The following is a 25,884-nucleotide window of genomic DNA, read 5'->3' on the forward strand; positions in this document are numbered from 1 at the left end:
AGTACGGAGGTGCAGGATGACCCGATTCGTTCTGGTTCCGGGGCTGTTCACCGGGGCCCAGGTGTGGCAGGAGACCGTCGAACGGCTGCTCGCCGCGGGCGCGAAGGCGGAGGTGGTGGAGGTGCCGCGGCAGCAGGGGGCCGCCGTGGACCTCGATGCGCATATCGCGCAGGTGGTGGCGGCGATCGACGCGGGCGGCGCCGGCGGAACGCCGGACGTGGTCCTCGTCGGGCACGACTACGGGGTCTTCCCCGCGGTGGGTGCGGCGGACCGCAGGGCGGACCGGGTGGCCCGGATCGTGTACGTGGACGCGCCGTTGGTCCAGGACGGTGCGACGGCGCTGGCCACGGTCCCCGACCCGGAGGTGCGCGAACAGCTCGCGGGTCAGGAGTCGTTGCCGGTACCGGACCGTGACGAGTGGGAGCGCTGGGGCAGCACGGCGGGGCTCTCCGACGCCCACATCGACCGGCTGACCGCGCTCGCCGCACCCCAGCCGGCGGCGACACTGCTGCAGCCGCTGCACCTCACGGGGGCGGCAGCCGATCTGCCGACCACGGGGGTGCTCTGCGCCGAGAGCGGGGCGACGATCGCGACCGTACGGATGCTGGTGGGGTTCGGCGATCCGGCGCTCCAGGCGCTTGCCCGCCCCGAGGTCACCTTCTTCGAACTGCCCACCGGGCACTGGCCGATGCTGTCCCGCCCGGCCGATCTTGCCGAGGCGCTCCTGTCGGCCGCGGCCGGCGGCGGGGTGAGCCTCTCGGCGGCGGACGAGCCCGCGGAGACGCCCGGGTATCTGCGGCCCTTCCTGCTCGACGTACCGGAGATCGGGCCCGAGCGGCAGGGCGACGTGGACCTGTTCCTGCCGGACGCCGACGGCCCGCGGCCCGCCGTGGTGATCGTGCACGGGGGTCCGGTCCCGGCTGGCATGCAGCCCGCGCCCCGCGAGTGGCCGACCCTCGTCGGATACGCCCGGTACGCGGCCTCGCTGGGAGCGGTCGGGGTGACCTTGGACCACCGGCTCCACGACGTGGCCGACTATCCGGTCGCGGCAGCCGATCTGGCGGCCGCGGTGGAGCAGGTCCGCGCCGACCCGCGCGTGGACAACTCCCGTATCGCCCTGTGGTTCTTCTCGGGCAGCGGACCGATGACCGCCGACTGGCTCAGTGCGCCTCCGCCCTGGCTGCGCTGCCTCGCGGCGAACTATCCGATCATGGCGCCGCTCGCGAGCTGGGGTCTTGCCGCGGGGCAGCGGCGCCCGGCGGATGTGGTCGCGCAGGCGGGAGCGCTGCCACTGCTCCTGGTCCGCGCGGGCCTGGAGACTTCCGCGATCGCGGCGACGGTCACGGAGTTCGTCGCGGCGGCGGACGCGGCCGGCGCCGCGCTGGAGATCATCGACGTCCCGAACGGACACCACTCCTTCGAGGGCATCGACCGGACCGACGAGTCCCGCGCGGTGATACGGGAAGCGGTGCGCCGTGTCCTCGGCCGGCTGGACCTCACGTAGGACGGGCTTGGTATGCGGGCAACCGCGGCGGGTACGCACTTGCCGTCCCCACCCGTCGCACGGAACAAGAGGTGTCGCAAGTGATTCGTAAATTGCAGGCGGTCGCACTGGACTGCGCCGATCCCCTACGGCTCGCGCAGTTCTACGCGGATCTGCTCGGCGGCCGGGTCGTCGCCGATCCGGACGACCCCGACTGGGTCGACGTCGTCGGCTTCGAGGGCACCCCGCTGGCCTGCCAGCGTGTGGACGGCTACCGCCCGCCGCAGTGGCCGGGCCAGGACCGCCCGCAACAGCTCCATCTGGACTTCGACGTGGACGACCTCGACCTCGAGGAAAAGCGCGCCCTGTCCCTCGGCGCCACCCTCCTCGAACGCACGGACCAACTCCGCCCGGATGCCAACTGGCGCGTGTACGCCGACCCCGCGGGCCATCCGTTCTGCTTGTGCGAGCACTGATGCCGGACGGCGAAGGGAGCGCCCGGAATGCTCTGCGGCGCGAACTCACCGCATTCCTCGGCGCGTACGAGCAGGCGAACAACAGCCACGACATCACCCGCGTCCTGCCCTTCATCGCGGATGACGCCACCTATTGGTTCTCGGACGGCACCTACGAGGGCATCGGGCGGATCCGCGCGGCGATCGAGCGGACCTTCGCGACGATCCACGACGAGGTGTACGAGGTACGGGACGTGGAGTGGCCAGTGCTCACGCCCGATGCGGCCGTGTGCCGCTATCGGTTCGCGTGGACCGGGATCGTCGGCGGCGCGCCGCGTTCGGGGCAGGGGCGCGGCACCAATGTCATCGTGCGCCGGGACGGCGCGTGGGTGATGCTCCACGAGCATCTCAGTACGTGACGGCGCCGATGCGACGGCCCGGCAAGGCAGCGTGCCTTGCCGGGCCGTCGTGTCACCTGGGAGTCGGAGCAGGGACTAGTCGGAGCAGGGGCTACTTCACGCCGAAGGCGCGGATGATCTCCTGCTTGACCGAGCCGCCCCGGTCGTCCACCACCGACGCGCGCAGCGAGACGAACGCGGCGTCGCGCGGCACGGCGAGCAGCGTCTTCCAGGAGGCGCCCGCTCCGTCGGAGAGCTTCACGGTCTTCCAGGACTTGCCGTCGTCGTAGGAGACCTCCAGCGAGCCCTTGCCGATCCGGCCCGTGTCCACGGCGCCCTTGATGTACTCCGCGAAGATCCCGACCGGGACGAGACCGCCGCCGCGGACGTTGCCCGCGAGGTCGGTGTCGACGTCGAAGCCGAGGTTGAGCATCGGCAGGTAGGTGTAGCGGTCCTCCGGCGTGGGGCCGGACTTGACCGTCCACTCGGAGTGGCCGCGCGTGGACAGGTGCCACTTGGCCGGGTCGGCCGTCGTGTCCGTGACGACCTTGAAGTCCTGGACCTTGGACTCGACGTCCTCGGACCAGGCGTACGCGCCGGAGCCCGTCCTGTCGTCGACGAGCTTGCCGTCCACGTACACCTTCGTCTGCTGGGTGAGCCCGGACTCCGCGCTCCACACATCGCCGAAGCCCGTGTGGTCGGGGCCGGAGTCGCCCCAGCCGGGAACGTTGAACTCGACGTTGTTGCCGTAGCGCCCCTGACCCCAGCCGAGACCGGTGCCGAGCCACGGGTGCAGAACCGGCTTGAACCAGTTGAGCTCCTGGCGGCTGCCGCCCTCGTACGCGAACTCACCGCTGCGCTGCTCGAGCATCTCGGGCCCGGCCTTGACGGACTCGTGCCACTCCTGGCCCTCGCCCGTGGACACGTAGTCCGTGCGCTCGCGCGGGAAGTCGATCCGCTCGTAGAAGCCCACGCCGATCGGGTACGCGCTGGTCATCGAGTAGCGGAACTCGCCGCCGTCGGTCCGCTTCGCCGCGTGGAACTTCGTGTCGATGACGGCGAGTTCACGCCGCGAGGGCTCGAAGGTCAGGTCCCGGTCCGGGATGGCGCCCGAGTGGCCGTCGGTCAGGTCGTACACGTACGGCGTGTACTGCGTGCCCTCCAGTTCGAGCGCCTGACCGCGCCGGGCCGCTTCCACGAGCCGTGCCGCGTCCGCCGAGTTGACCGTCGCGATGTGCAGCGGCCGGTCCTCGTACGCGTCCGTGCCCCACCAGTCCATCAGACGGCCGGCCGCTTCGTCGCCGACGAACAGCGCCTTGGCGCCGGCGTCCTGCGCGTTCTGCCCGATCTCGACGGCGGACAGGTTGCCCGTGGCCCGGACGACAACCGCCTTTCCCTTCACGTCCTTTCCGGCGTACGCGGCCGCGCTGCCGTCGCCCGCGTCGACGACGGGCAGCTTCAGGTCGCCGTCGAGGATGGTGCCGCCGCCCTGGACGGTGGCCTCGCCGATCCGGCGGCCGCCGGCCTCGACGGAGAGCATCGGCTTGCCGAGGCGCCACACGGTCCGGTATTCGTACGTGCCGGTCGCGGGCTTCTCGGAGGGTGCGGCGAAGATCGAGTCGTAGGTGAGCGGGACCTGGACCTTGTTCGCGATACCGGTGCCGTTGGCCGTCCGCGAGAACTGCATGATCAGCTGGCGGGTCTCGGTCCGCTTGTCGACCTCGGCGTCGATCTCGCGCAGCTTGCGCCCGTCGAGGGTGATCTCGCGGTCCCGGTCGAGGGTGATCTCGGGCTCGCTGAAGTAGCCGATGCCGAGCGAGTCCTTACCCTTGGTGCCCTTGACGTCGGCGAGGCCGTCGAGCGCGTACGTACCCGGCTGCAGGCGGAGCTTGACGGTGCCTGACTCGCCGACCTCGTAACCCCAGCCCTCCTCGCCGGCGGCCAGCTTGAGGAGGCTGAACGAGCCGGGGATCGGGGAGCCGTCGCGGTCCTTGACGTGGACCGTCAGGGTGTAGCGCTCCTCCTCCTTGGCCAGGCCCCATGCGGTGTGGGCGACGGTCCTGTCACCGGACGTGGCGGTGATGTGGCCGCCGTTGTTGCCCACCGGGGCCTTGGCGCCGTCGGCGGTGACCGTCGTCGAGGCGGTGCCGTTCGCCGGGACGGTGAGCGTGCTGTCGGCGAAGGTCAGGTAGTCGGCGCCTGCGGCGGCGAGCGTCAACTCGACCGGCTGATCGGTGTGGTTGGTGTAGGTGAGCGTCTTGGTGACCGGCTGGTTGTCCTCGTACGGCCAGCTGTAGAAGCCGAAGTCGGCGCTGCCCGTCGCCGTGACCTGCGCCTCGACGGCGTCGGGGACGGAGACTCGGCCCGCGCCCAGGTCGTACGGGGAGTCGGTGAGCGTCTTGGACGTCGACATCAGCGCGTCCTTGAGCTGCCGCGGCGTCCAGTCCGGGTGCTTCTCGGCGAGCAGGGCCGCGACGCCCGCGACGTGCGGGGTGGCCATCGACGTACCGCTGATGCTCATGTACGAGCCTTCGCCCTCGATGAGGGACGAACGGGCGGCGAGGATGTCCACGCCGGGTGCGGAGAGGTCGGGCTTGAGCGCGTTGTCGCCCATGCGCGGGCCCTTGCTGGTGAAGCCCGCGGCCGTGTCCGTGCTGTCGACGGCGCCGATGGTGAGGGCGGAGTCGGCGGCGCCGGGCGAGCCGATGGAGCCCGAGTAGCCGGAGTTGCCCGCGGCGATGACGAAGAGCGCGCCGGTCTCCTCGGTGAGGTTGTTCACGGCCTGCGACATCGGGTCGGTGCCGTCGCCCGGCTCCTGGGTGCCGAGGCTCATCGAGATGACCTTGGCATCGATGTCCTTGGCGGCCCACTCCATGCCGGCGATGATCTCGGAGTCGCTGCCGGAGCCCCCGTCGGAGAGCACCTTGCCGACGGCGAGTTCGGCGCCGGGCGCGACGCCCTGCTCCTTGCCGTCGCTCGCGGCGCCGCTGCCGCCGACGGTGGAGGCGACATGGGTGCCGTGCCCGTTGCGGTCGGCGACCTCCTCGCCCGCGATGAACGACTTGGTCTCGGTGATCCGGTCCTTGAGGTCGGGGTGCGTGAGGTCGGCGCCCGTGTCGAGGACCGCGACCTTGACGCCCTTGCCGGTGAGCCCGGCCTCCCAGGCCTTGGCGCTGCCGATCTGTGCGTTGGACTCGGCCATGTCGGCCTTGACCTTGCCGTCCAGCCAGATCTTCTGGATGCCGGAGCCGAACGACCTGGTGCGCGCACCGTCGTCGGTGAGCGCCTGCCACATCTCGCCACTGCGCTCGGCCTCGACCGCGGCGCCGTTGATGCTGGGCAACGCCCTTGTACGGTCGGCCCCTTGGGGAGTGACGGCCCGTGCGCCCTTGCCGTACGTGACGATGAGCGGGAGCCCCTCGGCCTGCTGGCCCGCCTTCGCCGCGTATCCCTGGCGTATCAGCTCGCTGACGTCGAAGAGCCGCTTGTCGAGCTTGCCGGCGGCGAGGAAGGCGCGTGCCTCGTCGGGGACCACGGTGATGTCGCCGTCGTGGTCGGTCTGCGTCAGAACCTTGCCCTGCGCGCCCTTGGCCCGCTCGACGTCCACGGTCTTCCGGCCGCCGCCGATGTCGGTGACGGTGACCTTGTCGCCGGTGATCAGGGTGACCGTGTGGGCGGCGAGGGCGGTCTGCCCGGCCCGGGTCCTGAGCGAGGGCGCCGGGTCGTCGGCGGCCTGTGCCTGCTGCCCGACCGGGAGCAGAACGAGCGCGAGCCCTGCTGTCAGCAGCCGGCTCCTGCGCCCCGAGGGTGCTCTGTTCATCGAACTGCCTCTCCTACGAGCCCCGGGGTTAGTGGGTTGTGCCCCGGGCGCTGGGGAGAGTCTCAGTGGTCTACGGGCGTCACACGAGGAACGGAGGCGGGCGGGAAGCCGCCATGGCGGCTATCTGCCAAGGCCCAGGTAGGAGGCACGTTCCCGCCGGCCGCGGCCCGCCCGCCGCAGTCAGCCCCGAGGTGCGCGCGGGGCCGCCAGTTCCGCGCTCAGGAGGCGCTTGTCGATGTCGTCGAGTGCCAGGCGCAGACCGCCGAGCGCCACGCTCTCGTCGCCGAGGGTGGAGGTGCGCAGTTCGGGAAGGCGCAGGCAGTGCTTGGTGAGTTCGCGCTGCAGGGGGTCGAGGATGATGTCGGCCGAGCGCGAGAAGCCGCCGCCGAAGACCACGATCTCGGGGTCGAGTGCGAGCACGAGCGCGGCGACGCCGACGGCGAGATCGCGCGTGTAGCGCCGTACGGCCGTCCTGGCCTCGCGGTTGCCCTCGCGCGCCGCCTGGAACACCCATGCGGCGGCCTCTCCCGGCCGGGCGGTCGCGGGCACGCCGGGGCAGGCGGCCAGGTGCCCGGGGGCATCCAGCCAGCGGACGGCCTTGAGCGCGCCGATCTCGCCCGCGGCGCCGCCGTGGCCGCGGCGCAGGGTGCCGTCGAGGATGAGGCCCGCTCCCGTACGGATGCCGGCGAGCAGGTACACGATGTCGTCCGCGTCCTGCGCGACGCCCTTCCAGCGCTCGGCCACGGCGGCGAGCTTGCAGTCGTTCTCGACCTGGATGGGGCAGCGGAACCGGGCGGCGAGATGGCCCGCCGGGTCGGCCTCGCCCCAGCCGGGCAGCGGGGTGAACAAGGAGGTGCGGCCGGTGGCGTCGACCGGTCCGGTCACGCCCACGGTCATGCCCCAGATGTCGGACGGTGTCATACCGGCCGCGTCGAGGAGCTCGTCGATCGCCGCGTCGACCGTCGCGAGACGGGCGGCGGGATCCGCGTCGGGGTCGGCGGGCCTGCGTACGGCCTCGACCAGGTTGCCCTCGAGATCGCTCAGCATCACGAGGACCTTGTGCACGCCGATGTCGATGCCGAGGGCGTGGCCGGCGTCGGCGCGGAAGCGGTAGCGGCGGGCCGGGCGCCCCACGACGCTCCTGGCACCCGGTTCCTCGACCGCCGCCCAGCCGTCCGTGACCAGCGCCTGCACCAGGACGTCGACGGCGGGACGGGAAAGGCCCGTCCGGCCGGCGAGTTCGGTGACGGTCGAAGGCGGGTTGCCGCGCAGCGCCCACACGATGGAGAGCTGGTTCATCTCGCGCATCCGGGACAGGTCCGTGCCCGTGGTCGCCATGCTGGTCTACTCCCTTGTGGGGAACGCGCGGTACCCGCCGCTGGATATCGCTGGGCAGTTTACTAATTCCCGGGGGCCGCCCGGGTCCGATCGCGGCGTTCGCCTGGAAGATCGGCTGGTGCTGTCGTTCCTCTAGGAGATCGGGTAGCGCTGTTGTGCCTCGGGCGCCACGGCCGCCGTGAAATCGACCTCGCGTCCGTCGAGCGCGAACCGGTACCTGCCGGTCCTGCGGATCTCGGGCCTGGCCCCCAAGTAGTCGGTGAGCGCCTGGAGTTCGTCCGGGTGCAGCCAGCCCGGCGGGTCCGAGACCGCACGGAAGCCGCAGATGTCGGCGAGGTCGCGCAGCCAGCTCTGCTGATGCTCCGTCAGGAGGTTGAGGCGGCTGCGGAAGTACACGACGTCCGGGTCGACTTCGAGCAGTGACGACTGCCACAGGCGGTGGAGCGTGTTGACCACGGCGTTGCGGGCGAGCGCGTCGGATGGATCCTGGGTCGCGTAGTGCTCCCACTGCGGCGCGACATCGGGTCCGCTGCGGATGCCGTCGAGCAGTCCGAGCGAGGGCAGCAACGGTGCGCCGCTGCCGAGGAGATACGTGTCGGGCCCCGCCGCCTCCCTGATGATCTCCAAGCCGAGGCGGTACGCCTTCTCGCGCCCGGTGTCCGCGGCCCGTACGCCGGGAGCCGCGGCGGCTCCGATGAAGTCGGCCTTGAGGTAGCCGAACCCCCAGTCCTGCGTGACCCGCCGGATCGTCTCCCGTACGTGGTCCTGCGCGGCGCGACGCGTGAGGTCGAGCGCGTAGTAGCCGGTCCCCCAGTTGTACCCGGCGATCACCGGCTCGCCGTCCTCACCGCGCAGCAGCAGCTCGGGGTGTTCGCGTGCGGTCCGCGACTCGGGCAGCGCGATGAACGGGGCGATCCACAGTCCGGCGCGCAGCCCGGCGTCGTTGATCCGGTCCGCCAACGCCCGCATTCCGGAGGGGAACTTGTCGTTCGGCTCCCAGTCGCCGACCATCCGCTCCCAGCCGTCGTCGACCTGCACGACGTCGAAGGGCAGTCCGCGCAGGGCGGTGATGTCCTTGGTGAGCTGCTCCTCGGTGATGTTCTCGTAGTACGCGTACCAGCTGCACCACACGTTGCCCGCCCGCCGGGTGCTGCGGCCGAGCCGCTCGCCCAACTGCGCGGTGTAGGCGCCGAACACCTCCTCCTCGGAGCCGTACGCGAGGAACCAGGGCGCGCCCGCGGACTCGTACCAGCCGGAGAGGGTGTCCCGGTCGGCGGCCAGGCGCGGGACGTCGAGGCCGAGGGCGCCGAGCAGCAGCACCCGGCCGTCGGGCCCCTCCAGTGCGGCCACCGCGGACGAGTGGTGGCGCGCGGGGTCGTCCCAGACCGTGTCGTCGGCGGTCAGCCGGCGCTCGGCGCTCTCGATGCGCAGGGGCGTTTCCGAGAGCCTGCGCCATCCGCACGGGCTCCAGGAGTTGTGCCCGTGCCGGTAGAACAGCGCGTCGCCGAGGCCGTGCAGAACGGCGACGCGTCCGGGCGGCAGCAGCAGACCGCCGTCGACGGGCCGGGGAGCGCCTTCGCCTTCGAGTTCGACGGCGAAGGTGTGTGCGCCGACGTCGAGGAGCTGGGCCATGGGTCTCCTTGCGTGAGAACGGGGTGGGGCGGCAGGTGTGCTCTGCCGCCCCACGGGCGAAGTGGCTTACTTGAAGAGGCCGTTGACCTTTTCGTTGACGCTCTTGAGCGCCGGGCCCGGCTCCGCCTGGCCGAGGATCACCGACTGGACGGCGTCCTGGACGAGCGGGTTGATCTCGGTGCCGTGCTCGGTGACGGGGAGCATGAAGGTGCTGTTCTTGTCGGCGGCGATGTCGGTGAAGGCACTGATGTCACGGCCGGCCGCCGTGTGCGCGGCGAGCGCAGCCTCGGTGCCGGACTTCTGGGCGGGGAGGACGACGCCCCGCTTGCCGACCTTGTCCTGGCACTCGGCCGAGCCCAGGTACTTGACCCACTTCCAGGCCTCTTCCTTGTGCTCGGTGCCGGCCCAGATCGCGTCGGACAGACCGTTGAGCGAGCTCTTGCGGCCCTCGGGGCCTGCGGGGAGCGGTGCGAAGGCGAACTTCTGGCGCGCCTTCGGGTCGGTGAACGTGGAGATGGTCCACGAGCCCGCGATCATCATCGCGCCCTTGCCCGCGCTGAGCAGTTCGGTGTTGCCGACGCTCGACTGCTTGTCGAAGCGGGGTGCGTACCCCTTGTCGATCAGGCGCTTGAACCAGGCGATGGTCTCGGCGAGCTTGGGGTCGTCGTATTTGTACTCGGTGCCCCAGGGGTTCTTGTCGAGATAGGTGAAGCCGTTCGAGGCCGCCAGCGGGCCCCACCCGTTCTGTCCGGTGGCGCCGTCGGCCCACTCCGGCAGGAAGCCGTACGTCTTGACGTTCTTCTTGTCGAAGGCCGGGTCGAGTCCGTTGCGGCCCTCCGCGTCGACGGTGGCCTTGGCGATCGCCTGCTCCAGGGTCCCGCCGTCATCCGGGTTCCACTTGAGGTCGGCGAGCTGCTCGGTGGAGACGCCCTGCTTCTCGAACTGGGCGGTGTTGTAGACGAGCGCCATGCTGTCCCAGTCCTTCGGCAGCCCGTACCGCTTGCCGTCCTTGACCCAGACGTCGGCGAGGCCCTCCTGGTAGCCGGACAGATCGACCTTGTCCCGGTCGATCAGCGGCTGCAGGTCGAGGAGCTGGCCGTTGGTGGCGAACTGCGGGTAGTACGAGGCCTGGTCGGTCCACACGTCCGGGGCGTCGCCCGAGGTGAGCTGGGTGGTCAGGTTCTGCCAGTACTGGTTCCAGGCCGTCTGCGTGATCTTCACGGCGATGTCCGGGTTGGCCTTCTCAAAGGCGTCCGCGCACTCCTTGTATGCGGGGAGCTGCTTGTCGTCCCAGAGCCAGTAGTCGAGCGTGGTCTTGCCTGAGGCGGAGTCCGATCCCCCGCAGGACACGAGCCCGGCGGTGGCGGCCAGGCACAGCAGGGCCGCGCCCGCGCGCCGGTGCGTCGATCGCATGATGGCGTACCTCTCTCGATGGGTGGAGCAGGAAGGAAGTGGTGCCTGTGCGCGTGGGGGGACGGTCGGCCTACTTGATGCCGGAGAAGTTCAGGGACTCCACCAGGCGCCGGCCCAGGAGGATGAGCAGAACGAGGACGGGCAGCACCGAGAGCGTGGAACCGGCCATGATCCCGGTCCAGTCGGGCTGGGTGTTGGGCGACTGCTGCTGGAAGACGCCGAGCGCGACCGTGAGCACCCGGGTCTCCTCGTCGCGTCCGGTCAGCAGCGGCCAGAGGTAGTCCTTCCAGGCCCACACCGTGGTGGTGAGCCCGATGGTGATCAGCGGTCCGCGGCTCATCGGCAGCACCACCCGCCAGAAGATCCCCCAGGCGCCGACCCCGTCGAGGACGGCCGCCTCCTCCACCTCGCGCGGGATGGAGAGGAAGAACTGGCGCAGGAAGAACACCGCGAATGGGGTCATGAGCACGCTGGGCGCGACCATGCCGGCGAAGGTGTTGAGCCAGCCCAGGTTCTTCACCAGGACGAAGTTGGGCAGCAGGGTGAAGATCGGCGGCACCATCAGCGCGGCGATCAGGACACCGAACAGCGCGTCGCGTCCGGGGAACCTCAGGCGGGCGAAGGCATAGCCCGCCATCGCGCAGAACAGTGTCTGCAGGGAGGCGATCAGGCCGCTGTAGACCACGGAGTTGAGCAGGTAGCGCAGGAAGTCCACCTGGGCGCCGGACCCGCCGGCGGCCACGGCCTCCTCCTGGCTCGTCAGCCCGAGCACCCGCAGGAAGTTGATCATCGTGGGGTGTTCGGGCACGAACCCGGTGGAGTCGTAGTAGAGGTCGGACGCCGGGGTGAGGGCGGTACGGATCATCCAGTAGAAGGGGAAGAGCGTGGCCGCCAGGGCGAAGAGGAGCACCGCCCACGCGGCGATCCTGCCGGGCGACAGCTTGCGGCGGGTACGGACGCGGCCGTGGCTCCCGGTCGCTGCGCGCCGGGTGTGCGGCGCGTCGGCCGCGGTCGACGTACGGGCCCGGGTCAGGGTGCGGGTCATGGTCACTCTCCTCAGGCCAGGTCCGAGCGGGAGGCCCGCAGCAGGCGCATCTGCACCGCGGTCAGGACACCGAGCACCAGCGCGAGGATCACCGCGACGGCCGAGGCGTATCCCATGTGGAACTGCGCGAAGGCCTGTTCGTAGATGTAGTAGTAGATGACCCGGGTGGCGCCGACCGGCCCGCCCTTCGTGGTCACCGCGATGGTGTCGAAGATCTGGAACGAGCCGATCAGCGAGACCACCAGGACCAGCGCGAGCACCGGCCGCAGCAGCGGCAGCGTGATCCGGTGGAACATCCGCCACTCACCGGCCCCGTCCAGCGAGGCGCTCTCGTAGAGGTGCTGCGGCACCTGGAGCATTCCGGCGTAGAGGAGCAGGGCCGTATAGCCCGTGTACGCCCAGGTGTTGACCGCGGCGATGGTCGGCATCGCCAGGTCGGGTGAGGTGAAGAAGCCGGAGGTGCCGAGGCCGAGGGCTTCCAGGACGTGGTTGACGAAGCCCAGGTTGGCGTCCAGGAGCCACATCCACAGCAGCCCCACGGTCACATTCGGCACCAGCCACGGCACAAGCAGCATCGCCCGCAGCGCCACCGACCGGGTGAGGCGGTGCATGAGCGTGGCGAGCAGCAGGGCGAGCACCGTCTGCGAGCCGATGTTGAGGACCACGTAGTAGGCGGTGACCTTCAGCGCGTTCCAGAACTGTTCGTCGCCGATGAGCTGCGTGTAGTTCTCCGCTCCGACGAAGTTCGGCGGGGCGAGCATGTTGTAGTCGGTCAGCGAGTAGTAGACGCCGCGGACGGTCGGATACGCGTAGAAGAGCGCGAAGCCCACCAGTGCGGGGGCCAGGAACAGCCACGCCGCCTTGCGGTCATCACGTCGTCTGCCTGGCCTTTTCCGCTCCTTGCCCGCGGCGGCCCGTATGCCGGTGCCCTGGTCCGGCGGCGCAACTGCCGTCTTGGCGCCCATGGTTACGCCTCCGAGGAGATCTCGCGCCGCACCTCTTGTCAGCGTGGCGCCGTGCACACATATTGATGAGGAACAGCGAAAGTTTGTCAATGCTGGCGCATAAACCCGGCGATGATCCGGGCGCACGGAACCGACCTGCAACTCCCCCCGTCACTCTGGAGGTTGATTCGATGCGTACGTCCCTGCGCAGACGCGGCAGAGGGCTCTCGGCGGCCCTGTGTGCCGCGGCCGCGGCCCTTGCTCTGGTGGCGCTGCCCGCCGGCGCCCAGGCCGCGGACCCCGACGCACAGGTCCGCAAGAAGGCCGCGGCCGTCGCGGCCGCGGGAGTACCCGTCCGGCCTGCTCCCGGCCCGAGCCCCGACCCCTCGCTCCCGGTCCACGCGCTCGCCCCCGCCGCGTCCCCCGTGGACAATCCGCTCAAGGGCTTCGCCCGCTTCTACCAGCCGGGCGGCAACCAGAACGCGGGCTACCCGCACTCCCTGACCTGGGCCTACTTCGGTCTCTCCGAGGTCATGAACAACGCCTCGAACTGCGGCAGTTACGACTGGAGCATCCTCGACAGCGCGCTGCAGGAGATCGCCCAGGCAGGCCACCAGGCGGCGATCCGCTTCTACATGGAGTATCCGGGTGGCACCGGCACGCACCCCGCGAACGCCATCCCGCCCTGCTTCGCCGGGAAGGTCGCCAACCGCGAAAACGCCTACTGGGGCACCACAAGCCCCGACTACGACGACCCCGACCTTCTGGCCGGCCTCAAGAACTTCATCGCCGCGTTCGGCGCCCGGTACGACGGCGACCCGCGTCTGGGCTACATCCACCTGGGCCTCGTCGGCCTGTGGGGCGAGTGGCACACCTGGCCGTACGACACGGACACGACCAGCGATTCGCACCCGAACCTGATGCCGACCGACGCCCACGGCGCGGAGATCATCAACGCGTACAACACCGCGTTCAAGAAGACCCGGCTGGAGATCCGCTACCCGGAGTCGGCCGGCGGCGCGGCCAACGGCCTTCCGGCGATCGGCTACCACGACGACTCCTTCTGCTTCCGCGAGGGCAGTCCCGCGGCCGGTGTGACGCTGCCGATCTCGATGGGCGGAGCCCCCTGGGCCCAGCTGCAGAAGGCCGTCGAGCAGGGCGTCGAGAACAAGTGGATCACCGCATCGATGGGCGGCGAGGTCCGGCCCGAGATCCAGAGCACCGCGTTCGCCAACTGGCCCGGTGGCGGCGGTGCGGTGGACGACATGAAGGCCTGTATCGAGCTGGAGCACACCACCTGGAAGATCAACGAGCGCAGTGGCGAGTACGCCGCCGACGACCCCAAGGTGGCCGCCGCGGTCCGGCTCATGGGCTATGACCTGGGCGTGAAGAACGCCTACTTCCACAGCACCGCGCAGGGCACCACCAAGGTGGGCGTGCAGATCGCCAACAACGGTGTGGCGCCGTTCTACTACCCCTGGGACGTCAGCCTCGGCCTGAAGGACGCCGACGGGAACGTGGTGAAGACCTGGAAGACCTCCTGGGATCTGCGCAAGGTCATGCCGCTGAAGATCCGCGCCTTCCCGGACTGGAACGTCGGCGCCGACCCCACCTATCTGGACTTCGGCCGGCCGCAGTACTTCGACACGACGGTGGACCTCTCGGCCGTGGCCGCGGGCGACTACCAGCTCGTGATGAAGGCCAAGAACCCTCTGGAGGACGTGAGTTCCGCGGCCAGGAAGCTGCGCTTCGCCAATGCCGGGCAGCAGGCGGACGGCTGGCTCGACCTCGGTGACATGAGCGTCGGCAGCGGCCAGGGCTCCGACCCGAAGAGCTACGAGGCCGAGGCCACGGGCAACACCCTCGCGGGCGGCGCCGTCACCGCCGACTGCGCGGGCTGCTCCGGCGGCGCCAAGGTCGGCTACCTCGGCAACGGCGGCACCCTCACCTTCAACGGGGTCGACGGCGGCAGCGGCGGCACCCGCACCGTGACCCTGCACTACGCCTCAGCCACGGCCCGCAGCGCCACGGTCCGGGCCAACGACGGCACCGCTCAGACCGTCCAGTTCGGCCCGACCGCGGACTGGTGGACGACCTCCACGGCCACGGTGCAGCTGAAACTCCAGGCGGGTACGGGCAACCGCATCACCATCGCCAACCCGTCCGGCTGGGCGCCCGACATCGACCGGATCACCGTCGGCTGACCGGAACGCGGTCTGCCGACCGCGGCACCGTCGGCTGACCGCACCACCGTTCACGGCGCACCGGCTGCCCTCACCCGAGGGCGGCCGGTGCGTCCTTCCCTGACGAAAGGCCCTCACCCATGACCGCCCCCTCCCCCGACCTGCGCCTCGGTGTCCTCGGCTTCGGACTGCGCGGCTCGATCGCCCGGCTCGCGCACCGCCCGGGCCATGGCTCCCGGGTCGTCGCGGTCGCGGATCACGCCGCGGAGATCCGTACGGAAGCGGCCGCGGCCTTCCCCGGCGCGCGGATATCCGGTGACCCCAAGGAGGTGATCGGCGGCCCGGACGTGGACGCCGTCCTCGTCCTCACCCCCGACCACACCCATGCCGGCCTGGCCTGCGCGGCACTGCGGGCGGGCAGGCCGGTCTTCGTGGAGAAGCCGCTCGACATCACCGTCGAACGCTGCGACGAGGTGCTGCGTACGGCCTACGAGACCGGCACCCGGCTGTACGTGGGCCACAACATGCGGCACATGCCGGTGGTCCGGCTGATGCGCGAAATCATCGCGCGCGGCGAGATCGGCGCGGTGAAGACGGTATGGGTACGGCACTTCGTGGGGTACGGCGGGGACTGGTACTTCAAGGACTGGCACGCCGAACGCCGTTACACGACAGGCCTGTTGCTGCAGAAGGCCGCCCATGACTTCGACGTACTGCACTGGCTCGCCGGCGGTTTCGCGCGGCAGGTGCAGGCGCTCGGCGACCTCATGGTCTACGGGGATCTGCCGGACCGGCGGGCGGCGGGTGAGCCCAAGCACGCGGACTGGTACACGGAGGACGGGCACTGGCCGCCGGGCACCCAGCGCGGCCTGAACCCCGTCATCGACGTGGAGGACGTCTCGCTGGTCAACATGCGTCTGGACAACGGGGTGCTCGCCGCCTACCAGCAGTGCCACTTCACGCCCGACTACTGGCGCAATTACACCGTGATCGGTGACGCGGGCCGGCTGGAGAACTTCGGGGACGGGCCGGGGTCGGTGGTGAAGGTGTGGAACACCCGCCGCTCGCACTACCGCGCGGAGCCCGACACGACCTACCCCGTACCCGATGCCGAGGACGATGCCGGGCACGGCGGCGCCGACCCGCTGCTGGTCGAGGAGTTCGTGCGCTTCGCCCGCGCGGGCGGCCGCACCGACACCTCGCCGGTCGCGGCGCGCATGGCGGTGGCTGCGGGCGTCCGGGCCACGGAGTCGCTGCGCGCCGGTGGCGACGCGCGCACGGTCCCCGGTCTGGACGCCGAGCTCATCGCCTACTTCGAGCGGGGGCAGACCCGCTGATGCGGGCCGGCCCCCCACGGGGCGGGCTCAGTCGCCGAGGAGCGCCCGCAGCCCCGGCTGCAGGCGCTCGCCGTGCGCCCGCACCATGGCGTCGCACAGCTGCCAGATCCGCTCGACGGGCAGCGCGGCCGCGGTGGCCGGATCGGTCATCGCGGCGTGCCGGATGTGCCGCGGCTCGTCCTCCAAGGCGGCCCGCACCACCAGGTCGTTGGCGCTCAGATACGTACGGTTGAGCGCCGCGAGCTGCGGCGGCAGCGCCCCGATCCGCGTGGGCTGCACGCCCGAGGCGTCGACCAGGCAGGGCACCTCGACGACTCCGTGGGCGGGCAGGTTGTCGATCAGCCCGTGGTTGGGGACGTTGCCGTAGACCGTGCGCGGGGTGCCGGTGACGACGCTGTGGATGATCTGCGGGGCGTACTCCATGGTGCCCTCGACGGCCAGCGGCTGCCCGCCGGCGAGTGCTTCCTTCGTACGGTGGTACTGGGCCACGTTCTCGTCGACGATCCCCAGATACGCGCCGACCGGCAGCCGCAGCCGCTCGATCTCCTGGTCGTGGTGGAGATACCAGGGCACGTACTCGCTGGAGTGCTCGCTGGTCTCGGTCGGGTAGAAGCCGAGCCTGCGGTACATGTCGACGCGCACCCGGCGCCTCAACTGCGGTTCGGATGCGATGAGTTCGTCGAGCACCGGGTACAGGTCGCGGCCTTCGTGCTCGAAACGCAGCACCCAGGCCTGGTGGTTGACGCCCGCGGCGCGGTAGGTGATCTCGTCGTAGGCGACGTTCACCAGTTTGGCCAGGTCCTGCATCGTCCAGTACACCGAGTGGCACAGGCCCACGACCTTGGTGAGGCCGGTGGCAGCGGTGACGTACTGGACGTTCATGGCCATGGGGTTGGTGTAGTTGAGCAGCCAGGCGTCGGGGCACACCTCGGCGATGTCGGTGCCGAGCTCCTTGAGGAACGGGAAGGTGCGCAGCGCACGGAAGATGCCGCCGATGCCGAGCGTGTCGCCGATGGTCTGGCGCAGACCGAAGCGGGCGGGCACGTCGAAGTCGGTGCGGGTGGCCTCGCCCATGCCGATCTGCACGATGTTGATGACGAAGTCGGCTTCCGCCAGGGCCGCGCGGCGGTCGGTGTGCGCGGTGACGGTGGTGTGCGCGCCCCGGTGCCGCGCTATGTACGTGGCGGCGGCCTGCGCCGTGGTCAGGCGTTCGGCGTCGATGTCGTGCAGGGCGATATGGGCGTCCTTCAGCTCCGGGAACGCGAAGAGGTCGGCGAGGAGCCCTTGCGTGAAGACGACGCTGCCGGCGCCGATGAAGGCGATCTTGGGCGGGTTCGGACGGCTCATACGAGAGGTGCTCCGGTACGGGTGAGGTGGGCGAGGGCCTCGTCCCACGTGGGCTGGGCAGGTGTGCCGCCGTGCGCCCTGGTGGACAGGGCGCCGCAGACGACGGCGAACCGCAGTGCCTCGGGCGCCGGTCTGCCGTCCAGCGTCGCGGCGATGAACCCGGCGTCGAAGCTGTCACCGGCGCCGACGGTGTCCATGACCTCGACCGGCAGTCCGGGGACGGTGCACAGCACCCGGCCGTCGTGGCACAGCGCGCCGTCCGCGCCGTTCTTGACCACGGTCAACGGGCCCCGCGCGGCGAGGAGTTCGGCCGCCTCCCGCACGGTGGACGCGGCGGGCCCGGCCAGGCGCAGGGCCTCCTGGGCGTTGGGCAGCAGGATGTCGGTCTGGGCGAGTACGGCATCGAGTCCCTGCCACCGGTCGGACGGATCGTCCTGGGTGTCCAGGGAGGTGGTCGCACCGTGGGAGCGGGCGGCGCGCAGGACGGCCGGCAGATCGGCGGCCAGGCGCGGCTGCAGGAAGTACGAGGAGGAGTGGACGTGACGGCTCGCGGCGAGCAGCTCGTCGGGGACGTCCGCGCCGCTCACGGCGGTGAGGGTGCCGGGTGAGGTGAGGACGGCCCGGTCGTCGCCGCGGGTCAGGACGACGGTCAGCGGGGTGGGCCGGTCGGGGTCCCTGCGCAGGCCGCGGGTGTCGACGCCGCGCGCGGCGAGGGTGTCCCGCAGATAGCGCCCGGCGTCGTCGTCCCCGACGCGGCCCGCGAACGCGACCCGCAGGCCGAGGCGCGCGGCCCCGCAGGCCATGATCGCGGCCGAGCCGCCGACGGTGAACGAGCCGGCTGCCACGAGCTGTTCCCGCTGCCCGAAGGCAAGGGGTCCGTCGAGCGGGCCGAGGATCACATCGGGGTTGGCGTCCCCGATGACGAGCAGGTCGTACTGATGCGGCATGTCCGAGGTCCTTCAGGTCGTACGGAAATCTGCGGAGGTCGTCGCGAGGAGGCGGAGGTCGTCGCGAGGAGGCGGTGGAAAAGGGGTCAGCCCTTGAGGCCGCTGGTGGTGAGGGACCGGATGAAGGTCTTCTGCGCGGCGAGGAAGGCGAGCAGCACCGGCAGGACGGTGATCACGTTCCCGGCCATCACCGCGGACCAGCGGGTGTGGTGCTGTCCCTGGAAGGTGGTCAGGCCCAGCTGCAGCGTGTACTGGGTGTCGTGATTGATCGCGATCAGCGGCCAGGACAGGTCGTTCCAGGTGGTCAGGAAGGTCAGCACGGCGACGGTGGCGAGCGCGGGACGGGCGAGGGGCAGCACGACCGACCAGAGCACGCGCAGCCGCGAACACCCGTCCATCCAGGCGGCTTCCTCCAGTTCACGCGGCAGCGAGAGGAAGAACTGCCGCAGCAGGAACACCGCGAACGGGGTCACGAGCGAGGGCACGATCAGCGCGCCGAGGGTGTCGATGAGTCCTAGCTGTTTCATCACCAGGAAGGTCGGGATCATCGTCAGCTGGAAGGGCACGGCCATCGTGGCCAGCATCAGGACGAGCAGCACCCGGGAGCCGCCGAACCGCATCCTGGCGAAGGCGTATCCGCCGAGCGCGCCGAAGACGAGGTTCGAGACGACGGCGACCCCGGAGACGATCAGGGAGTTGAGCAGCCAGCGCGGGAACATCGCGTTGCCGAGCACATAGCGGTAGCCGCCGAGGTCGAGATCGGAGGGCCACAGGGCGGGCGGGAAGCGGTTGATCTCGGCGTCGCTCATCACCGAGGTGACCAGCAGCCACAGGAGCGGCAGCGCGAACAGGGCGGCGAGCGGGGCGAGCAGCAAGTGCCAGGCGCTGAACGGCAGTCGGACACGGCGGGGCCTGACCACGGCCTCGGCGGCCGGGGTGCGGGTGGCCTCCGGCAGGGCGGTGAGGGTCATCGGGCGGCTGCTTCCGTACGGGCACGGCCGCGGGCGATCCGCAGCAGCGCGGCCATCACGAACAGGGCCAGGGCGAGGACATAGGCCGCGGCGGCTCCGTATCCGGCGGTGAAGTTCTTGAACGCCTGCTCCCAGATGAAGTAGACGATCACCGTGGTGGAGCCGAGCGGACCGCCCTTGGTGGTCACGTACACGAGGTCGAAGACCTGCAGTGCCTGGATGGTCTGCCACAGCACGAGGAACACACTGACCGGGGCGAGCGCGGGCAGGGTGACATGGCGCAGGAGGTGCCGGCGGCGGGCGCCGTCCAGGCGGGCCGCCTCGGTCAGCTCCTGCGGTACGTCCTGCAGCGCGGCCAGATAGACGACGGTGCACAGACCGGTGCCGCTCCACAGCGTGATGGCGACCAGGACGTACAGGGCCTGCGACGGATCGGTGAGGAAGCCCTGTGCGGAGACGCCGAGGCGGTGCAGGACCGAGTTGGCGGCGCCGAACTGGGGGTCGAGGACGAAGGAGAACAGCACGCCCTGCGCGGTGGCCGAGACGACGAACGGGACGAAGAACAGAGTGCGGTACAGGCCGACGAAGCGGATGCGCCGGTTGAGGACCAGGGCGAGGGCGAGACCGGCCACGATGCTCAGGGGCACGTACAGAAGGGTGTAGACGAGCGTGTTCCGTACGGCCTCGTGGAAGTGCGGGTCCTGGGCCAGGGCGCGGTAGTTGTCCAGGCCCACCCAGCGGCTGGGGGTGACCAGGTCGCTGGCGCGGAAGGACAGCAGGAGCGACCAGATCACGGGGACGACGCTCAGGCCGAGGATGACGAGGACGGCCGGTGAGACGAACGCCCACGCGGTGGCGGACTCGGTGCGCCGGCGCCGGCGCAGGGTGCGCTTGCGGCGGGGGTCCGTGCGGTCGGGTGGCAGGGTCAGGGGGGTGGGAAGTCGCGGCATGTCGGGTCCTCAGCGCGGTATCAGGAGGGCGGCGTCGGCCTGTTCGGCGCAGGTGCGGATCGCCGCCGCGGGCGTGGCGCGGCCGAGCAGCACGGAGACGATGGCCTCGCCGAGGGCCTGGGAGATCCGGGGGTACGCGGGGTGCACCGGACGCACCCGCGCCGAGGTCAGGGCCTCGGTGAACACGGGCATGCCCGGGGTGCCGGTGGCGTGCGCGTGCCAGGCCGGGCTCTCCTCGCTGCCCCGGCTGAGCGGCAGGCTGCCGGCCTCCACGTCCCAACGGCTGTCCTGGGCGGGCTGGGTGAGCCAGGTGACGAAGGTGCGGGCGGCCTTCGCGCGGGCCTCGCCGTTGTCGAAGACCGTCCAGGTGTCGGGCCCGGAGATGGTGACCGGATCGCCGCCGAAGGTGGGCAGCGGCACCACGTGGTAGTCGAGCTTCGCCTGGGTGATGTCCGGCAGCTGCCACGGTCCCGTGGGCACCATGGCCATCCGGCCGGACAGGAACACCTTGTACATCTGCTCGCTGCCCGGCTTCGGATCCACGTAGACGCTCCGGTCGCGCACCAGGTCCCGTACGACGTCGAGGGCCCGTACGCCTTCCTCGGCGAAGCCGATGTGCTTGCCGTCCGCGGCGATCACCTCGCCGCCCGCGCCCCAGATCAGGGGCCACAGGCGCCACACCGTGTCCTCGTCGCCGGTGCCGGGCCAGCCGGTGCCGAAGCGGCCCTTGCCGGGGTCGGTGAAACGGCGGGCGAGGTCGGTGAACTCGGCCCAGGTCCAGCCGGGTTCGGGCAGGTCGATGCCGGCCTCGGCGAACAGCTTCTTGTTGCAGACCATGGCCAGGCAGTCGACCATCGCCGGCACCGCCCTGACCCGGCCGTTGACGGTGACGGCGTCGCGGGCCGAGGGCCAGTAGCTGTTCCAGGGCGTGGGGCCCTTTCGTACGTGCTCGGTGAGGTCGACGACCTGCGGGCTGCGCGCGATGCCGGCCAGATCGGAGCCGAAGATGAACGCCACGTCCGGATAAGCACCGGAGGCGAGCGCCGCGGTCACCTTCTGCAGCATGGCGTCGGCGAGGACGCCGCCGCCCAGGTCGACCCGGATGTCCGGGTGGGCCCGGTGGAAGTCGGCGACCAGGCTCTTGATCACCTTCAGGGCGGTGTCCGTCTGGCCGTGCCAGAGCTGGATGGTGACGCGGCCGTCGGCGCCGACCCCGTCGGGCGCCCCGCCGGCACAGCCGGCGAGGGCGCCCGCGAGGGCCGCGGCGGAACCGGCGCGCAGCACGCTGCGGCGGGACGGGCTCATCAGCAGGTCCGGCGCAGATATCCGCTGCTGCCCACCGGAGAGACGTCCACGTCACGGCGGACGATGCTCAGCTCGTCGCCCCAGCCTGCGCAGGCCTTGCGCATCCCGGTCGCGGTGTACTCGACCACGACCACGTGGTTGCCGTATTCGGCGGTGAAGACATCGCACTCGTTGTACGCGCCGCACTCCTCCACCACCGCGAAGTCGAGGCCCGACTCCTTGCCCGCACCGGCCAGTTCGGCCGTGTTCTTCTGGGCGATGGCCAGGCCGGCCGCGTGCGCGCGGTCGGCGAGCAGGGCGATGAAGGCCTTCGCCTGGTTCGCCGTGAGGTGGTCGGGGAAGCGCGTGAACGTGTCGTAGTTGTCGGGCTCGACGGCCTGGAAGCCCTTGTCCGCGCATCCGTCGATCCAGCCGCCCACCTTGGCCGCGATCCGTTCGCGCTTGTCGGCGGTGCGGATGTCGAGGACGGCCTCGCCCCAGTCGCCGTCGTAGACGATCTCTCCGTCGCCGTCGCGCAGGAGCAGATCGTCCTCCCACTCCCCCTCGGCACCGGGCTGGGCCTGGAAGGCGTTCACGTAGCAGATGTTGTACAGGCCGGGCGCCGGAGCGGCTTCGTGGTCGCGGCTGACCACCCGCACTCCGGCGGGCGGGGTGTACGCGCCGCCGATCTGGTAGTCGAAGCCGGCGTGGGGCGGCGGCAGGGACACCGCGGCCGCTCCGGCCGAGGCCGTCGACGGCGCGAACAGCAGACAGGACGCGGCACCCGCCGCGAGGGCGGCGGTCGTCGCCAGGCTCTTGGCTTTGTTCTTGCTCAGCACACGCTCGAGGCTCATCGCAGAGCTCCACATGTGGTGGGCACGTCCCCGCCTCGGACACGGAACGGTCCTGGCGACTCAGTCCGGGCTCGTGGCCGTGGCCACCTACCGGCTAGGCGTACCTCTGTCGCCGAGGTTCGACATCGGCGTGCCAGGGAGTAAATCGAGCGCTGTCGGCCCTGTCAAGGGACGGAACTTGAGCGGAATCCCGCCAACTCGCGCAGAAGTGCGCACAGTCCATGCTCGTACGGTCGTGGCGGCGGCCGCCGGGGCTATGCTCACCGCGTGCTGAGAAGCGACCGCCACATGCGGATACTCGAGCAGGTCGCCACGCACGGCAGTGCGGACGTGAGCCGGCTCGCCCGGCTGCTCGGCGTCTCGCAGGCCACCGTGCGCAGGGACCTGCACCGGCTGAGCGAACAGCGGCTCGTGGAGCGCACCCACGGCGGCGCGGTACGCGGCGGCATGAACCTCGAACTCCCGCTGCAGCACCGTCTGGAGCAGCGCTCCCCGCAGAAGCTGGCGATCGCGCGGGCCGCGGCCGGCCTCGTCCCCGAGGGCGCGGTCGTGGGGCTGACCGGCGGCAGCACGACCAGCGAGGTGGCCCGGCTGCTCGCCGAACGCGGACCCGTCACGATCGTCACCAACGCGGTGAACATCGCCACGTCCGTGATGCCGTATCCCGAGGTCACGCTGATCGTGATCGGCGGGACCGCGCGCAGGGAGAGCTACGAACTGGTGGGCCCCATCGCCGAGAAGACCCTCGCCGACCACCACACCGACCTCGCCTTCCTCGGCGTGGACGGCATCAGCGCGGCCCACGGCTGCACCACCCACGACCAGTTGGAGGCGGCCACCGACCGTGCGTTCGCCCGGCACACGGGCAGCACGGTGGTGGTCGCGGAGCACACCAAGCTCGGCCGCACCACCTTCGCGAAGATCTGCCCGCTGTCCGCCGTGCACACCCTGATCACCGATCCGGGCGCGCCCGAGGAGGAGCTGACGGCGGTGCGGGCGGCGGGGGTGCGGGTCACGGTGGTGTGAGGCGGTGGGCGGTTGCCGGCGCATGCCGCACCGCCCACCGCTCAACTCAGCCGCGGGCCAGGGCGATCGATCCGGCGAGCCGGTCCCCCGCCTCGTAGATCATGTACGGCACCCCGCCGTCCGTGCCGAAGCAGGGCGCGGCGGCCCGGCCGCTCTCCGGGGCGGCGGACGAGGAGTCGTAGAAGACGCCGAGGTGGTTGCGGCGGGAGAAGTCGTTGCCGACCTCGGTGATCAGGATGTTGCCGCCGCTGGCCTTGTCCGTGTGGTAGACGACGTAGGTGGAGCCGTTGCGCCACAGCAGATGCGCCCCCGACACATTGACCGCGCCGACGTCCGCGTGGTCGATCAGCGGCTCGGCGGCGAACTGCCAGTCCCGCCCGTCGGCCGACCAACCCCAGCCGATGTCACGGTGGTTGGTGGTGTCGTTGCGCATGAAGACCATGACGTAGCGGGCGCCACGGCTCGGCAGATCGTGCCGGAAGACACGCGCGTACGAGGCCTCGGTGGTGCCCGCCGGCAGCATCGCGGTGGTGAGCACGGTCTTGTCGTACGTGAAGTGGATGCCGTCCTTGGAGCGGGCGAGGCGCGTGGTGGTGTTCTCGCCGTGGAAGTAGAGCCACAGCTCGCGGTGGTCGGCGTTCCACATCACGTGCGGGGACGAGACATGGCTGACCTTGTAGTGCGGTGACCAGTCGTTCTTCACGATCGGGTTGGCCGCGTACTCCGTGTACGGGCCCTCGATCGAGTCCGCGTATGCGAGGCAGATGCCGCCGGGGGCGTCGTGCGGCGCGTAGTACAGGTAGTAACGGCCCAGCGGCGAGGTGAGCTTGTCGTACACGCCGCGTACGCACGGGAAGATGATCTCGCCCGTGGGGTTGTACGCGAGCTGGGAGGGGGTCAGCAGCGTGCGGACGTAGCGGTAGTCGGGGAAGCCCCCGGGTGCGGCGAGCGCGGGGCGGGCGCCGAGCGCGCCGAAGGCGAGTGCGGTGCCTCCGGTGACGGCGGTCTGCAGGAAGCGGCGGCGGTCGAATGACATGAGGTGCGGCTCCTTCGTGAGGTGGGGCGGGTGGACGGACCGAGGCGGGTGGCGGATCGGCCCGGACGGATCGGCTCGGGGCATGCGGGCACGCCACAGCGCACGCGCTGCGTGGAGAGGGGACGGAGGAAGCGGCTCGCTTACGGGTGCGGGGCCGGCCCCGCCGTTCGTCCCGGCCTGAACTCGCAGGGCACGAGCGGCGAGCAGTCGGCGGCGCCCGCGGTCAGCAGAGCCGTGAGCGTGCGGACGGCGGCCGCTCCCAGCTCGGCCTTGGGGACGTCGAATCCGGTCGGTTCGGGCAGGTGGGCCAGGTCGGCGGGCGGTGCGCCGAGCAGCGCGAGCGAGAGATCCGCGGGTGCGGTGAGTCCGGCGTCCTCCACGGCGGTGAGCAGCGCCCGCCAGGCGGCGCAGGTGTCGGTCTCCTCGGCCACGAACGCACGGACCCCCGCAGCCAGTTGGGACCGCACCCACTCGCCGGTGATCTCCGCCGCGGGGTCGGCGGCGCGGACCACCTCACCGGTCAGACCCGTCTGTGCGAGCGCGCCGCGGAAGCCGCGCTCGCGATCGGTGGAGGCAAGCGCTTCGTCGGTCTCGCACACCAGGACCACGTGCCGGTGCCCGAGTGCCGCGAGCCTTCGTACGACCTCGGCGGTGGCCTCTGCGTAGTCGGCGCCGACCCAGGCGAGCGAGTCGAGTTCGTCGCGGCGGCCGATGTGCACGGCGGGATAGCCCTGTTCGACGAGGCGGCGCAGCTCGTCCGCGGGCACGTGCCGGCCGAGGAACAGACACCCGTCGGCGAGCCGCACCCGGTCGAGCGCGTCCGCGCGGCCGGCCCGGGCGGGTGCGGAGCTGGAGCCGGTGAAGAGGACGAGGTCGTAGCCGCGCGCGACGGCCTCCTGCTCCACGCCGACCAGGATCGGGTAGTAGGAGTGCGCCACATCCGTCGGGAACGTGGCGGTGAAGCTGAACACACCGAGCAGGTCGTTGCGGGCGGCGGCCAGGCGCTGCGCGGCCGGGTCGGGTGCGTAGCCCAGCTGCCGTGCCGCCTGGAGCACCCGCGCCCGGGTGTCCGGGTGGAGGGCGATGCCCTGCTTGTTGCCGCTGAGCACCAGCGACACGGTGGTCTGCGAGACGCCGGCGAGCCGGGCGACCTCCGCCTGGCGCGGACGCCCCCGGCGGGCCTTCGGCAACCGGATCTCGGCCATGCTCGACTCCCCTGACTAATGCGCATTAGTCCGCGGCGGCGAGCACCTTCGTCGTCGGCTGCCGCGGATGAGACCGAACCCTGCCGCCGTCGCGAAAGGACCGTCAAGGGGGCGGTGCAGCTAATGCCCGACTAATAGTGCCCAGACACGATTCCCGCTGGTCGCGGCTGACTTGGCGCCCTTGCGGCGGCCCTCGTCGCCGCATGCGTGCACCGT

General features: G+C 71.0%; 20 protein-coding genes. 6 read left to right on the forward strand and 14 right to left on the reverse strand.

Annotated features, from left to right (window positions below; translation table 11 throughout):
- Positions 1 to 16 precede the first annotated feature (16 nt).
- The 3 genes from H9Y04_RS08790 (at position 17) to H9Y04_RS08800 (ending at position 2,357) form a co-directional block, all read left to right on the forward strand.
- Positions 17 to 1,504 (forward strand): alpha/beta hydrolase, encoded by a 1,488-nt coding sequence (locus H9Y04_RS08790; RefSeq protein WP_187813172.1) that lies wholly within the window; start codon positions 17 to 19, stop codon positions 1,502 to 1,504.
- An 80-nt stretch (positions 1,505 to 1,584) separates the two neighbouring features.
- Complete coding sequence (locus H9Y04_RS08795) at positions 1,585 to 1,959, forward strand: VOC family protein (RefSeq protein ID WP_187813173.1); 375 nt, start codon at positions 1,585 to 1,587, stop codon at positions 1,957 to 1,959.
- Positions 1,947 to 2,357, forward strand: a complete 411-nt coding sequence (locus H9Y04_RS08800; RefSeq protein ID WP_308800916.1) for a YybH family protein — start codon at positions 1,947 to 1,949, stop codon at positions 2,355 to 2,357. The genes H9Y04_RS08795 and H9Y04_RS08800 overlap by 13 nt, the downstream gene beginning before the upstream one ends.
- A 91-nt stretch (positions 2,358 to 2,448) precedes the next feature.
- On the opposite strand, the gene H9Y04_RS08805 is transcribed toward H9Y04_RS08800, so the two are convergent.
- The 6 genes from H9Y04_RS08805 to H9Y04_RS08830 form a co-directional block, all read right to left on the reverse strand.
- On the reverse strand, positions 2,449 to 6,156 hold the full coding sequence (locus H9Y04_RS08805) for a S8 family serine peptidase (protein ID WP_187813174.1): 3,708 nt from the start codon (positions 6,154 to 6,156) through the stop codon (positions 2,449 to 2,451).
- A 180-nt stretch (positions 6,157 to 6,336) separates the two neighbouring features.
- Entirely contained in the window at positions 6,337 to 7,494 is a 1,158-nt protein-coding gene (locus tag H9Y04_RS08810) for an ROK family transcriptional regulator (RefSeq protein ID WP_187813175.1), read from the reverse strand.
- Positions 7,495 to 7,626: 132 nt separating this feature from the next.
- On the reverse strand, positions 7,627 to 9,126 hold the full coding sequence (locus H9Y04_RS08815; RefSeq protein ID WP_187813176.1) for a glycoside hydrolase family 36 protein: 1,500 nt from the start codon (positions 9,124 to 9,126) through the stop codon (positions 7,627 to 7,629).
- A gap of 66 nt (positions 9,127 to 9,192) precedes the next feature.
- Positions 9,193 to 10,539: an ABC transporter substrate-binding protein gene (locus H9Y04_RS08820; RefSeq protein WP_187813177.1), complete on the reverse strand. Its 1,347-nt coding sequence runs from the start codon at positions 10,537 to 10,539 to the stop codon at positions 9,193 to 9,195.
- Positions 10,540 to 10,609: 70 nt separating this feature from the next.
- Positions 10,610 to 11,584 (reverse strand): carbohydrate ABC transporter permease, encoded by a 975-nt coding sequence (locus H9Y04_RS08825; RefSeq protein ID WP_187813178.1) that lies wholly within the window; start codon positions 11,582 to 11,584, stop codon positions 10,610 to 10,612.
- 11 nt (positions 11,585 to 11,595) lie between these two features.
- Positions 11,596 to 12,549, reverse strand: coding sequence for a carbohydrate ABC transporter permease (locus H9Y04_RS08830; RefSeq protein ID WP_187813179.1), 954 nt, complete (start codon positions 12,547 to 12,549; stop codon positions 11,596 to 11,598).
- 170 nt (positions 12,550 to 12,719) lie between these two features.
- On the opposite strand from H9Y04_RS08830, the gene H9Y04_RS08835 reads away from it, so the two are divergent.
- Together H9Y04_RS08835 and H9Y04_RS08840 are read left to right on the forward strand one after the other, a co-directional pair.
- On the forward strand, positions 12,720 to 14,732 hold the full coding sequence (locus H9Y04_RS08835; protein WP_187813180.1) for a DUF4832 domain-containing protein: 2,013 nt from the start codon (positions 12,720 to 12,722) through the stop codon (positions 14,730 to 14,732).
- A 119-nt stretch (positions 14,733 to 14,851) separates the two neighbouring features.
- Positions 14,852 to 16,048, forward strand: coding sequence for a Gfo/Idh/MocA family protein (locus H9Y04_RS08840; protein WP_187813181.1), 1,197 nt, complete (start codon positions 14,852 to 14,854; stop codon positions 16,046 to 16,048).
- A gap of 27 nt (positions 16,049 to 16,075) precedes the next feature.
- Here H9Y04_RS08840 and H9Y04_RS08845 read toward each other — a convergent pair whose 3' ends face one another.
- The 6 genes from H9Y04_RS08845 to H9Y04_RS08870 all read right to left on the reverse strand — a co-directional run bounded on the left by H9Y04_RS08845 (position 16,076) and on the right by H9Y04_RS08870 (position 22,401).
- A complete protein-coding gene (locus H9Y04_RS08845) occupies positions 16,076 to 17,395 on the reverse strand; it encodes an alpha-glucosidase/alpha-galactosidase (protein ID WP_187813182.1) in 1,320 nt (439 codons plus the stop codon).
- Entirely contained in the window at positions 17,392 to 18,342 is a 951-nt protein-coding gene (locus H9Y04_RS08850; protein ID WP_187813183.1) for a carbohydrate kinase family protein, read from the reverse strand. Before H9Y04_RS08850 ends, H9Y04_RS08845 begins: the two co-directional genes overlap by 4 nt.
- An 86-nt stretch (positions 18,343 to 18,428) precedes the next feature.
- Positions 18,429 to 19,313, reverse strand: a complete 885-nt coding sequence (locus H9Y04_RS08855) for a carbohydrate ABC transporter permease (protein WP_187813184.1) — start codon at positions 19,311 to 19,313, stop codon at positions 18,429 to 18,431.
- Positions 19,310 to 20,263 (reverse strand): carbohydrate ABC transporter permease, encoded by a 954-nt coding sequence (locus H9Y04_RS08860; RefSeq protein ID WP_187813185.1) that lies wholly within the window; start codon positions 20,261 to 20,263, stop codon positions 19,310 to 19,312. Before H9Y04_RS08860 ends, H9Y04_RS08855 begins: the two co-directional genes overlap by 4 nt.
- A gap of 9 nt (positions 20,264 to 20,272) precedes the next feature.
- Positions 20,273 to 21,568: an ABC transporter substrate-binding protein gene (locus tag H9Y04_RS08865; RefSeq protein WP_187813186.1), complete on the reverse strand. Its 1,296-nt coding sequence runs from the start codon at positions 21,566 to 21,568 to the stop codon at positions 20,273 to 20,275.
- A complete protein-coding gene (locus tag H9Y04_RS08870) occupies positions 21,568 to 22,401 on the reverse strand; it encodes an endo alpha-1,4 polygalactosaminidase (protein ID WP_187813187.1) in 834 nt (277 codons plus the stop codon). Before H9Y04_RS08870 ends, H9Y04_RS08865 begins: the two co-directional genes overlap by 1 nt.
- 267 nt (positions 22,402 to 22,668) lie before the next feature.
- Between H9Y04_RS08870 and H9Y04_RS08875 the strand changes: the two genes are divergently transcribed.
- On the forward strand, positions 22,669 to 23,427 hold the full coding sequence (locus H9Y04_RS08875) for a DeoR/GlpR family DNA-binding transcription regulator (protein WP_187813188.1): 759 nt from the start codon (positions 22,669 to 22,671) through the stop codon (positions 23,425 to 23,427).
- A gap of 46 nt (positions 23,428 to 23,473) precedes the next feature.
- On the opposite strand, the gene H9Y04_RS08880 is transcribed toward H9Y04_RS08875, so the two are convergent.
- Complete coding sequence (locus H9Y04_RS08880; RefSeq protein ID WP_187813189.1) at positions 23,474 to 24,463, reverse strand: glycoside hydrolase family protein; 990 nt, start codon at positions 24,461 to 24,463, stop codon at positions 23,474 to 23,476.
- 140 nt (positions 24,464 to 24,603) lie between these two features.
- The gene (locus H9Y04_RS08885; protein ID WP_187813190.1) at positions 24,604 to 25,668 is read right to left on the reverse strand and encodes a LacI family DNA-binding transcriptional regulator; all 1,065 of its coding nucleotides are present in this window, start codon (positions 25,666 to 25,668) and stop codon (positions 24,604 to 24,606) included.
- Between the last annotated feature and the right edge of the window lie 216 nt (positions 25,669 to 25,884).

Source organism: Streptomyces polyasparticus (genome assembly GCF_014493765.1).
GTDB lineage: Bacteria > Actinomycetota > Actinomycetes > Streptomycetales > Streptomycetaceae > Streptomyces > Streptomyces polyasparticus.